This is a genomic window from Stenotrophomonas sp. YJH_SMC_119, assembly GCF_059368315.1.
The window spans coordinates 79,531-91,612 of record NZ_JCAFRP010000007.1; the positions used below are offsets into that span (position 1 = coordinate 79,531).

At 67.2% G+C, this 12,082-nt stretch carries 7 protein-coding genes; 4 read left to right on the forward strand and 3 right to left on the reverse strand.

Annotated features, from left to right (window positions below; translation table 11 throughout):
- Positions 1 to 130: 130 nt before the first annotated feature.
- The 3 genes from AC5P6S_RS12480 to AC5P6S_RS12490 form a co-directional block, all read right to left on the reverse strand.
- Entirely contained in the window at positions 131 to 3,253 is a 3,123-nt protein-coding gene (locus tag AC5P6S_RS12480; protein WP_495204624.1) for an efflux RND transporter permease subunit, read from the reverse strand.
- A gap of 31 nt (positions 3,254 to 3,284) precedes the next feature.
- Positions 3,285 to 6,518, reverse strand: coding sequence for an efflux RND transporter permease subunit (locus AC5P6S_RS12485; protein WP_012481428.1), 3,234 nt, complete (start codon positions 6,516 to 6,518; stop codon positions 3,285 to 3,287).
- A gap of 74 nt (positions 6,519 to 6,592) precedes the next feature.
- The gene (locus AC5P6S_RS12490) at positions 6,593 to 7,837 is read right to left on the reverse strand and encodes an efflux RND transporter periplasmic adaptor subunit (protein ID WP_043034293.1); all 1,245 of its coding nucleotides are present in this window, start codon (positions 7,835 to 7,837) and stop codon (positions 6,593 to 6,595) included.
- Between the two features lie 188 nt (positions 7,838 to 8,025).
- Here AC5P6S_RS12490 and AC5P6S_RS12495 point away from each other — a divergent pair, with 188 nt between their 5' ends.
- The 4 genes from AC5P6S_RS12495 (at position 8,026) to AC5P6S_RS12510 (ending at position 11,847) form a co-directional block, all read left to right on the forward strand.
- On the forward strand, positions 8,026 to 9,345 hold the full coding sequence (locus AC5P6S_RS12495; RefSeq protein ID WP_012481426.1) for a M20 family metallopeptidase: 1,320 nt from the start codon (positions 8,026 to 8,028) through the stop codon (positions 9,343 to 9,345).
- A gap of 546 nt (positions 9,346 to 9,891) precedes the next feature.
- Positions 9,892 to 10,710, forward strand: coding sequence for an NADPH-dependent 7-cyano-7-deazaguanine reductase QueF (queF, locus tag AC5P6S_RS12500; protein WP_012481425.1), 819 nt, complete (start codon positions 9,892 to 9,894; stop codon positions 10,708 to 10,710).
- A 285-nt stretch (positions 10,711 to 10,995) separates the two neighbouring features.
- The gene (locus AC5P6S_RS12505) at positions 10,996 to 11,289 is read left to right on the forward strand and encodes a LysM peptidoglycan-binding domain-containing protein (RefSeq protein ID WP_005411287.1); all 294 of its coding nucleotides are present in this window, start codon (positions 10,996 to 10,998) and stop codon (positions 11,287 to 11,289) included.
- 45 nt (positions 11,290 to 11,334) lie between these two features.
- Entirely contained in the window at positions 11,335 to 11,847 is a 513-nt protein-coding gene (locus tag AC5P6S_RS12510; RefSeq protein ID WP_005411286.1) for a hypothetical protein, read from the forward strand.
- Positions 11,848 to 12,082 lie beyond the last annotated feature (235 nt).

Sequence of the window (12,082 nt, forward strand, 5' to 3'; positions counted from 1 at the left end):
GTGCGCGTGAAATATGGAGGGCGGACCACCGCGGTAGTGCCGGCCGCTGGCCGGCAGATTTGCCGTACCGAGAAAGCCGGCCAGCGGCCGGCTCTACCCGTAGATCCACGCCATGCGTGGATGGGCCGTTCTACGCACGCTGCGCGCGCTTGAGCAGCTTCGCTTCGCGCTTGCGCGCGCGACGGGCCCGCCAGCGTTCGGCCAGGCACGAGAAGATCACGTACAGCGCTGGCGTGCTGAGCAGGGTCAGGCTCTGCGAGAACAGCAGGCCGCCGATCATCGCGATGCCCAGCGGGCGGCGCAGTTCGGAGCCTTCGCCCAGGCCGATCGCCAGCGGCACCGCCGCCAGGATCGCCACCATCGTGGTCATCATGATCGGGCGGAAGCGCACGATGCTGGCCTCACGCGCGGCATCGCGCGGTGCCAGGCCATGCTCGCGCTGCGTCACCAGCGCGAAGTCGATCATCATGATCGCGTTCTTCTTGACGATGCCGATCAACAGCACCAGCGCGATCATCGAGATCACCGACAACTCGGTGTTGGTGCCGAACAACGCGAGCAGTGCACCCACGCCCGCCGCCGGCAGCGTGGACAGGATGGTGACCGGATGGATCAGGCTCTCGTAGAGCATGCCCAGCACCAGGTACACGGTCAGGATCGCGGCGAACACCAGGATCAGCATGTCGCTGGGGTCGGAGTTGAAGCCGAAGCCCGCATCATCGGCCAGGCGGATGTCACCAGGCATGCGCATGCCGGCCACGGTCGCGTCGATGATCGCCTTGGCCTCACCCATGCTCACGTTCGGAGCCAGGTTGTAGCTGAGGTCCATCGTCGTGTACTGGTTCTCGTGGGTGATCTGCGAAGGGGCCAGGCCGGGCATCTGCGTGGCCACCGCGGTGATCGGCACCATGTCGCCATTGCGCGCACGTACGTACACCTCGTCCAGCGCGGCGGGGGTGGCGGTCTGCGAGGGCAGGGCGTTGACCACCACGCTGTACTGGTTGATGTCCGAATAGATGGTGGAGATCTGGCGCTGGCCGAACGCACCGTACAGCGCACCGTCGATGGCACCCACGGTGATGCCCAGGCGTGCGGCCTTGGCGCGGTCGATCTGGATGTTCTGGCGCAGGCCGGCGTTGTCCACGTCGGTACCGACATCGCGCAGCTTGGGGTTCTTCTTCAGCTCCGCCTGCAGCTTGGGCAGCCATTCCTGCAGCGATGCCAGGTCGTTGCCCTGCAGCGAGATGCGGTACTGCGCGCCCTGGCTGGAACCGCCGCCATCGTTGCTGGGCAGATCCTGGATCGCGCGCAGGCGCAGCTGCAGGTCGGGGTAGCGGTCGGCCTTGGCACTCAGCCGTGCGAGTGCGTGCGCGGTGGTCTCGCGACGGCCATCGCTGCGCGACTTCAGCTCGATGTTGAACTGTGCGCTGGAGCCCTGGCGGCCGCTGCCCAGGCGCACGCCCACGGTCTTCACCGCGGGGTCGGCCATCAGCATGTCGGTGATGCGGCGCTGGCGGGCGACCATGTCCTCGAAGGACACCGTGGCGCTGGAATTGGCGCGGCCCCAGATCAGGCCGGTGTCCTGCGGCGGGAACGCGCCCTTTTTCACCGCGCCGAACAGGAAGACGGTGGCGCCGATCAGGATCAGCGGGGTCAGCGACAGCAGCAGCGCGTGGCGCAGCGAGAAGTCGAGGAAGACCGTGTAGATGCGAAGCATGCGCTCATGGCCGGCATCCAGCCAGCGGCCGAAGCGCGACGGCGGCGCGCTGTGGTCGTGTGCGCTGAGGAACCGGCTGCACAACGCCGGAGTCAGCGTCAGCGAGACGATCATCGAGACCACGATGGCCGCCACCAGGGTGACGGTGAATTCGCGGAAGAACGCACCCATCATGCCGCTGGCGAACAGGAGCGGGATGAACACCGCCACCAGCGAGGCGGTGATCGAGACGATGGTAAAGCCGATCTCGCGCGCGCCGGTGAGCGCCGCCTGCATCCGCGGCATGCCTTCGTCGAGGTGGCGCATGATGTTCTCGATCACCACGATCGCATCGTCGACCACGAAGCCGATGGCGATCACCAGCGCCAGCAGGCTCAGGTTGTTCAGGGTGAAGCCCATCACGTACATCACCAGCGCGGCACCGGCCAGCGACAGCGGCACGGTCACCGCAGCGATCAGCGTGGGTGCCAGCCGGCGCAGGAACAGCGCCATGGTCAGCACCACCATCGCCAGGCTGATCAGCAGGGTGATCTGCACTTCATGCAGCGACGAGCGGATGGTCGGCGTACGGTCGAAGTACGGCGTCATCGTGGTGCCGGGCTGCAGGTAATCGCGCAGGGTCGGGATCTGCGCCTTGACCCGGTCCACGGTCTCCACGATGTTGGCCCCGGCACGGGTGAACACGTACATCACCACCGCCGGTTTGTGGTCGAACCACGCGGCCTGGTAGGCATCCTGCTGGCCGTCGTAGACGTTGGCGATGTCCTTCAGGCGGATCACCTGGCCATCGCCCTGGGTCTTGACCACCAGGTCGGCGAAGTCGGCGGCACGCGCCACCGAGTCGTTGGCGATGATCGCGGTAGTGGTGTTGCCGTCGCTGAGGAAACCGGTGGGCGAGGTCACGTTGGCCGCGCGCACGGCGTTGCGCAGGTCATCGGCGGTCAGGCCGAGCGCGTTCATCAGGCGCAGGTTGACGTCCACACGCACCGCCGGCGTCGAAGCGCCAGCGATGTCGACCGAAGCAACGCCGCTGATCTGGCGGATGCGCTGGGCCAGCAGCGAGTCGGCGACGTTGTACAGCTCGTCGGCCGACTGCGTCTGCGAGGTCAGCGCGATGGCGATGACCGGGTCGTCGTTCGGATTCGCCTTCTGGTACATCGGCGAGCCCATGCCCGAAGGCAGGTCGGCCTGCGCCGAGTTGATCGCGGTCTGCACGTCCAGCGCGGCCGAATCGATGTTGTGGCCGCTCTGGAAGATCATGAACACCAGCGAGCTGCCTTCCGAGCTCGACGAGCGCATGCGGTCGATGCCCGGCAGCTGGCCGAGGTGGCGCTCCAGCGGCGCGGTGACTGTCGAGGCCATGGTCGCCGCATCCGCGCCGGACTGGCTGGCGTGCACGAAGATCACCGGGATCTCGATGTTCGGCAGTGCCGATACGCCCAGGCGCAGGTAGCAGATCAGGCCGACCATGAACAGGCCGATGGCCAGCAGCGCGGTGCCGATCGGGCGGCGGATGAAGGGGCCGGACAGGTTCATCGTGCGGCCCACCGCAGCAGCGGGGCGTGGATCATGCCTGCGGCTCCTGCAGCGAACCGTTGCGCAGTGCGCGCTGCTCGCGGCGGCGCGCCAGCCATTCGGAGAAGCGTTCCATGTACAGGTAGATCACCGGCGTTGTGTACAGCGTGACCAGCTGCGACAGCAGCAGGCCGCCGACGATGGCGATGCCCAGCGGGCGGCGCAGCTCCGAGCCGATGCCGGTGCCCAGCGCCAGCGGCAGTGCGCCGAGCATTGCCGCGGCGGTGGTCATCATGATCGGACGGAAGCGCAGCAGGCAGGCGCGGCGGATCGCTTCATGCGCGTTGGCACCGGCGCGACGCGCCTCGATCGCGAAGTCCACCATCATGATACCGTTCTTCTTGACGATGCCGATCAGCAGCACGATGCCGACGATGCCGTCCACCGACAGGCTCAGCCCGCACAGCATCAGCGCCAGCAGCGCGCCGACACCGGCCGGCGGCAGCGTGGAGATGATCGTGATCGGGTGGATGTAGCTCTCGTAGAGCACGCCCAGCACGATGTAGATCACCACCAGCGAGGCCAGCAGCAGCCACACCACGTCGGTCTGGCTGCCGGTGAACTCGGCGGCCTTGCCGATGAACTCGGCATGCAGGTGGGTGGGCATGTCCAGGCTGTCCTTGGTTTCCTGGATCGCACGCACCGCTTCGGACAGCGAGTAGCCCGGCGCCACGTTGAACGACACGGTCACCGCCGGCAGCTGCTGCTGGTGGCTGACCACCAGCGGTGCGCTGCTGACCTTGCCTTCGGCCAGCGCCGACAGCGGGATGATGTTGCCGGCGCCGACGGTGATGCCGGTGTTCTGCGCGCCGATGCCGGTGGCGGTGGACGAGTTGGACGAGGTGACCTGGCCGAAGCTGGTGGCATTGGTGCCGGTCAGCGCGCCGGCGCCGTTGGAAGCCACGGCCAGCTGTTCCATCAGCGCGGTGCTGGTACGGAACTCCGGCGCCACTTCCAGCACAACCCGATACTGGTTGAGTTCGGTGAAGATGGTCGAGATCTGGCGCTGGCCGAACGCATCGTAGAGCGTGTCGTCGATGGTCTGCATCGGCACGCCCAGCACACTGGCCTTGTCGCGGTCGATGTTCAGTTCAAGCGCGCGGCCCTGGTTGGACAGGTTGTTGTCCACGTCGGCCAGTTCCGGGCGCTTGCGCAGCGCTTCGGTCAGGCGCGTGGCCTGCGTGGCCACCGTTGCCGAATCCACGTCCGACAGCGAGTACTGGTACTCGGTGGCGGCCACGCGGGTATCGAGGGTCACGTCCTGCACCGGCTTAAGGTACAGCGCCACGCCCGGGATTCCGGCCACCGCCTTCTGCAGGCGCGGCAGGATCTCATCCAGGCCATCACGCTGGCTGCGCTCCTTCAGCACGATCGACAGCTGGCCCTGGTTGAGCGTGGGGTTCATGCTGCCGGCACCGATGAATGCCGACACGCCGGTCACGTCCGGATCCTGGCGCAGGGCTTCGGCGACCTGCCTGGTGCGCTGTTCCATCTGCGGGAAAGCGATGTTCTGGTCGGCCTGCACCACGCCGGTGATCAGGCCGGTGTCCTGCTCGGGCAGCAGCCCCTTGGGAATCAACACGTACAGCAGCACGGTCAGTACCAGCGCGCCACCGGCCACGGCCAGGGTCAGGCGCTGGTGGCCCAGCACCCAGTCCAGGCTGTGCTCGTACAGGCCGACGGTGCGCGTCCACAGGTTCTGTTTGCCGGCCGCCGCTGCGCGCTCATGCGCATCCTCGCCCTCGGGCAGGGCGTCGGGCTTGAGCAGGTAGGCGCACATCATCGGGGTCAGCGTCAGCGAGATCAGCATCGACAGCACCACGGCGATGCTCAGCACCCAGGCGAACTCGTGGAACAGGCGGCCGGTGACGCCAGGCATCAGCAGCAGCGGCAGGAACACCGCCACCAGCGAGACCGTCAGCGACAGCACGGTGAAGCCGATCTGGCGTGCGCCGATCTCGGCCGCTTCCTTGCCACTCTTGCCCTGCTCGATGTAACGCACGATGTTCTCGATCATCACGATCGCATCGTCGACCACGAAGCCGGTAGCCACCACCAGCGCCATCAGCGACAGGTTGTCCAGCGACATGCCGGCAAAGGCCATCACAGCGAAGGTGCCGGCCAGCGACAGCGGCACCGCCACCGAGGGGATGATGGTGGCCCACAGCCGGCGCAGGAACACGAAGATCACCGCCACCACCAGGCCGATGGTGAGGATCAGGGTGAACTGCACTTCATGCACCGAGGCGCGGATGGTCTCGGTGCGGTCGTTGAAGATCTCCAGGTGCACGTCGGCCGGCAGCACGCCCTGCAGCTGGGGCAGGATCGCGCGGATGCGCTCGACGGTCTGCACGATGTTGGCGCCCGGCTGGCGACGCACTTCCAGCAGCACCGCCGGCTTGCCATCGGCCCAGGCCGCCAGCTGGTCGTTCTCCACGCCGTCGACCACCTCGGCCACGTCGGACAGCCGCACCGGGCGGCCGTTCTTGTAGCTGATGATGGTGTCGCGGTACTCGGCGGCGCTGGCCAGCTGGTCGTTGGTGCCGATGCTGTAGGACTGGGTCTTGCCGTTCAACGAGCCCTTGGGCGCATTGACGTTGGCCTGGGTGAGCGCGCTGCGCAGCTGTTCCAGGGTCAGGCCCATGTTCGACAGCTGCGCCGGATTGACCTGGATGCGCACGGCCGGGCGCACGTTGCCGGCAATCGAGACCAGGCCGACGCCCTGCACCTGCGACAGGCGCTGGGCCAGGATCGAGTCGGCGTAATTGTTGACGTCGCGCAGCGGGCGCGTGTCAGAGGTCAGTTTCAGGGTGACGATGGCCGCGTCGGCCGGGTTCACCCGGTTGTAGACCGGCTGGTAGGGCAGCGACGAGGGCAGGGTGGCCTGGCGGATCGCCGCCTGCACGTCCTGCGCGGCGATGTCGATGTCGCGGTCCATCGAGAACTGCAGGATGATCGTGGACAAGCCAGCCGACGAGTCGGAGGTCATCAGCTCCAGCCCGGAGATCTGGCCGAACTGGCGCTCCAGCGGCGTGGTGACCAGCGAGGCCATGGTGGTGGCGTTGGCGCCGGGGTACTGGGTGGTGACCACCAGGCTGGGCGCATCGATTTCCGGCAGCGCCGACACCGGCAGCTTGCGGTAACCGAGGATGCCCAGCAGCAACAGGCCCGCCATCAACAGCGAGGTAGCGATCGGGCGGCGGATGAAGATCGTCGAAAAGCCCACGGACTGATCCTTGCTGGCACTTCAATGTCGGCGCCGGCGGGTCCGCCGGCGCGAGGGAGAACCGTGGCCTGCGCTCAGCGCGGACCGCCACCGCGACGGCCACCGCCGCCACCGTTCTTCTGCTCGGCCGCCTTCAGCTCGGCCTCGGTCGGTGCGGCCGGGGTTTCGCCCGGCTTCAGCGCGGTGACCTTGCTGCCCGGCTTCAGGCGGAACTGGCCTTCACTGACCACCCGCTCGCCGCCCTTCAGGCCTTCGGCGATCTGCACCTGGCTGTCGCCCACTTCCACGCCGCTGCGCACGGTCTGCATCTTCACCGTGTTGTCGCCCTGCACGACGTAGACGTACTCGCCATCCGGCCCACGCAGCACGGCCTGGGTCGGAATGACCACGCCGCCGGCAATCGTGCGCAGCTGCATGCGCACGTTGACGAACTGGCCCGGCCACAGGCCGTTGTCGGTGTTGTCGAACAGCGCGCGCGCCTTGAAGGTGCCGCTGTCGGCACTGATCAGGTTGTCGACCACGTCCAGCTTGCCGTCGCCGGACAGCACGTGCGAGTCGGCGCGGTCCAGTGCCGCCACCGGCACCGCGCCGGCGGCCTGCGCCTGGCGCACGTCGCCGAGCTGGCGTTCGGGCAGGTTGAACAGGACGTGGATCGGGTGGATCTGGGTCAGGGTGACCAGCGCGGTGCCGGCGTTGACCACGTTGCCCGCGTCGACCGCGCGGATGCCGGCGATGCCGGTGATCGGTGCGGTGACCCTGGTGTACTGCAGCTGCACCTGTGCCGAGCGCATGCTGGCTTCGTTCGCCGCGACTGCGCTTTCGTACTGTGCCACTTGGTTTCGCTGTGTATCCAGATCGGTCTTGGCGACGAACTGGCGGTACTCCGGCGCATTGGAGCGCTGGTAGTTGGAGCGCGCGGTGGCCAGCAGCGCCTCGTTCTGGCGCTTGGCTGCCGCGGCCTGGTCGTAGCTGGCCTGGGCGGTGCGTGGATCGATCACTGCCAGCACGTCGCCCTTCTTCACTTCCTGGCCCTCGCGGAAGTTCAGGCTCATCAGCTGGCCACCGACCTGCGGGCTGACGGTGACGGTGTTCATTGCCGTCACGGTACCCAGTGCGCTGGCATACACCGGTACGTCCTGGTGCGTGGCCTCGACCACGGTCACCGGCACCGGGCCGGCATCCGGGTCTTCGCCACCCTGGCGCGCTCCCGCTGCCGGCTTTCCAGCCTTGTCCTTGCCCCCGCCGATGACGCGCAGGCCGACCACGGCCAGCACCAGAACCGCCACGACCAGCAGCACGATCTTCCAAACACGTGACATTACGAGGACTCCAAGAGGGCTGGACGGGGCGCGGCCCCGGTTGGCAATGCGCAAAGCATACCTGTGCCACATCACGTTTCCTGCATGACGGATGGGACGGGCGCTAAGACCGGATCCGGCCGCGGAGGTTCCCGTGGCGGCGGTGTTGCCCTACATTCAGCTGGACCCCTCTTGCTGTGGAGATTGCGATGCGCCGTTCGCTGCTGCTGTCCGCCCTGCTGCTGGCCCTGCCGGCCGTTGCCCACGCCCAGGACGGGCAACGGCCCGAAGTGACCGCCGCTGCCCAGCGCCTGCAGGCCAAGGTGGTTGAATGGCGCCGCGACTTCCATCAGCACCCGGAACTGTCCAACCGCGAGGCGCGCACCTCGGCCGAGGTCGCCAAGCGCCTGCGTGCGATGGGCTTGAAGCCGAAGACCGGCATCGCCCACCACGGCGTGGTGGCGATCATCGAAGGCGGCAAGCCCGGCCCGAAGATCGCGCTGCGTGCGGACATGGACGCGCTGCCGGTAACCGAACAGACCGGGCTGCCGTTCGCCTCCAAGGCCACCGACCAGTACCGCGGCCAGACCGTGGGCGTGATGCATGCCTGCGGCCATGACGCGCACACCGCCACCTTGCTGGGCGTGGCCGAAGCGCTGGTGTCGATGAAGAAGGACCTGCCGGGCCAGGTGATGCTGATCTTCCAGCCGGCCGAGGAAGGCGCACCGCCGCCGGAAGAGGGCGGTGCCGCGCTGATGCTGAAGGAAGGCCTGTTCGCCGACTTCAAGCCGGAGGCGGTGTTTGGCCTGCATGTGTTCTCCAGCGTGCAGGCCGGTCAGATCGCGGTTCGCGGTGGCCCATTGATGGCCGCCTCGGATCGTTTCGGGATCAAGGTGATCGGTCGCCAGACGCACGGCTCGGCACCGTGGAACGGTGTCGACCCGATCGTTGCCACCGCTGATCTGGTCGGTACCGCGCAGACCATCGTCAGCCGCCGCGCGAATCTGTCCAAGCAGCCGGCGGTGCTGACCTTCGGTGCGATCAACGGTGGCATCCGCTACAACATCATTCCCGATGAAGTGGAGATGGTCGGCACCATCCGCACCTTCGACGAGGGCATGCGCCAGCAGATCTTCGCCGACCTGCGCAACGTCGCCGAGCACACCGCCGCCGCGCACGGTGCGAAGGCGGTGACCGACATCTACGAATCAGAAGGCAACCCGGCCACGGTGAACGACCCGGCGCTGACCGCGAAGATGCTGCCGAGCCTGCAGGCGGTGGTGGGCAAGGACAACGTGTACGAGCCACCGCTGCAGATGGGCGCGGAGGATTTCTCGCTGTACGCGAAGGAAGTGCCGGGGATGTTCTTCTTCGTTGGTTCCACCAGCGTGGGCATCGACCCGGCGACGGCGCCCGCCAATCATTCGCCGAAGTTCCTGCTGGATGAGAAGGCGCTGGATGTCGGACTGCGCGCGTTGCTGCAGGTGAGCCTGGATTACCTGCACGGTGCCGGCACGCCTGCGGGGTGAGGGTTTCCGGCAGGGCTTGCAGCCCTGCACCCGCCTAAATCAACGTCAACGTCAAAAGCGGGCATTCCGTGGGATGGCGGGGTGGGTCCGGTTGAGGGGGACGCCGTAAACCCGTCCATGGGGGCTTGGCCGCGGCATCCATGCCGCGGACACCCCCTCAACCGGACCCACCCCGCCTTCGACAGTTTCCCGCGGCTGTTGGTGCCCGCTGCTGTTGGTGGGTGCCGACCGTTGGTCGGCACGGCGGACGTCATGAATGTCTGAAGGATCGGCTTCTGATTTTGATTTTCCTGATCTTTCCCGTGGTGGTGGTGGCGCGCAAGGAACTGTCAGGGGCCGGGTGGGTAGGCGGGGCGGGGGTGTCCGCGGCATGGATGCCGCGGCCAAGCCCCCAAGGACGGGTTTACGGCGTCCCCCGACCCGCCTACCCACCCGGCCAAGCCGATAGACCGCCTTCCACGACCAACCAACAAAACCACCACGGAGGGGCTCCGCCGTTGGCCAGCCCGGCCGAAGGCCCGCCGTCCGCGCGATACAATGACCCCCATGAACACCCCACAGGATTCCAGCCTCGGTCGCGAGGTCAGTTACCCGTCGCAGTACGATCCCGGCCTGCTGTTTCCCATCCCCCGCAGCGGCGCCCGCGCCGAAATCGGCCTCGATGACGCCGCGCTGCCGTTCGTCGGCCATGACCGCTGGCACGCCTTCGAGCTGAGCTGGCTCGACCCGCGTGGCAAGCCGCAGGTGGCCGTGGCCACCGTGCAGGTGCCGTGCACTTCGCCGCGGCTGATCGAATCGAAGTCGTTCAAGCTGTACCTCAACTCCCTCAACAGCACCCGCATCGACAGCGCCGAGGCACTGCGCGCGCGCATCGTGGCGGATCTGTCAGATTGTGCCGGTGCGCCGGTCCAGGTCGAGTTCGGGCTGCCGGGCCTGCGCGAGACGCCGCTCGGTGAATCCATCGACGGGCTGGAGCTGGAGATCGACTGCTACGGCCCGCCGCAGGCGGACTTTCTCTCGGCCAATGCCGGTGAGGTGGTGGAGGAGACCCTGGTCTCGGCACTGCTGAAGTCCAACTGCCCGGTCACCGGCCAGCCGGACTGGGCGACGGTCAGCCTGCGTTACCGCGGGCCGAAGATCGATCGTGCCGGCCTGCTGCGCTATCTGGTCAGCTACCGCGAGCACGCCGAGTTCCACGAGCAGTGCGTTGAGCGGATCTTCAGCGAGGTGTCTGCGCGCTGCCAGCCGCAATGGCTGGAAGTGGAGGCGCGCTATACCCGCCGTGGCGGCCTGGACATCAATCCGTGGCGTGCCAGTCCCGGCATTGCCGCCCCGGCCGCGACCTACCGCGAACTGCGCCAGTAACCGCCGCAGGCGGTTGCCCGTTGTGCCGGGCCATGCCCGGCGAACACCGGCCAGCGGCCGGCACTACCATGATTCGCAGGCGGTTACGGGTAGTGCCGGCCGCTGGCCGGCAATCGGCCAAGGCCGGATCCCCCTGGCACAGCCGACCAGCGGCCGGCACTACCGGGCACCGTCTCTCCCGATTGTTCAGCCGCCCCCCGGGGCGGCTTCACATCTGCACCATCCCCATTTAACAACCGCCATGGCACCGTGCGAGCCACGTAGTCATGCAGACGGGAGTTGTGGATGAGTACCGAGAAGAAAGCCGATTTCTCCGGCGTCAGCGCCAGCGTCGACAGTACCGCCGAGCAGGTGCCGAAGGCGGACTTCTCCGGCGTGAGCGCTTCGGTGGACAGCACCGCCGAGATCGTCAGCGGCGGCACCTATACCGTGCAGAAGGGTGACTCGCTGTCGAAGATCGCCAAGCAGCATCTGGGCGACGCCAACGCCTGGAAGAAGATCTTCGAAGCCAATCGCGATGTGCTTGACGACCCGGACAAGATCTTCCCGGGCCAGACCCTGAAACTGCCGCCGAAGTAAGCCGGCGATCAAACGCCGTCCGACAATCCCTGGGAGGAACCCCGAATGATCAAGACCACCCCGCTCCAGACCGCCCTGATCGCCGCCCTGTTGGGCAGCGTTGCCTTGGTCGGTTGCAAGAAGAAGGAAGAGTCGACCGACACCAACGCCGCTCCGGCCGCCACGGCTCCGGCCGAGCCGGCAGCGCCGGCACCGATGACCGGTGCACCGCCGCCGATGGCGGAAGCTGCCGCGGTCAGCGTTTCCACCGTCACCGTGGGCAAGACCGCTGCCGCCGACAAATCGGTCGCCCCGGCTGCACTGTTCTCGCCGAAGGATGATGTCATCGTCTCGGTCAAGACCGATGGCGCCGCCAACAACGTCAATGTCGGTGCCAAGCTGACCTTCCAGGACGGCCAGGTGGCCGGCGAACAGACCGCGACCCTGAATGCCAGCGGCGCGGAGACCACCAACGTCACGTTCAAGAATGCAAAGGGCTGGCCGGCCGGCAAGTACCGCGCCGAGGTCACGGTCGATGGCAAGGCGGCTGGAACGCCGCAGGAGTTCGAGGTCAAGTAAGTCCTGCCGACTCTCTCCCGGCAGGACTCACGATGGACGCAGCCGCAAGGCTGCGTCCTTTTTTATTGGCCGGTGGCTGGCTTCATCCATGCATGGCGTGGATTCACTGACGGCGGCGTTCGCGCAGATCCACGCCGCGCGTGGATGGATCACAGCGTTGCCGCCGTGCAGTACCGCCGCGTATGGCGCGGCTTTGCCCCGCGCGGCTGAAAACGCGACAATGCAGGGGTTTCCC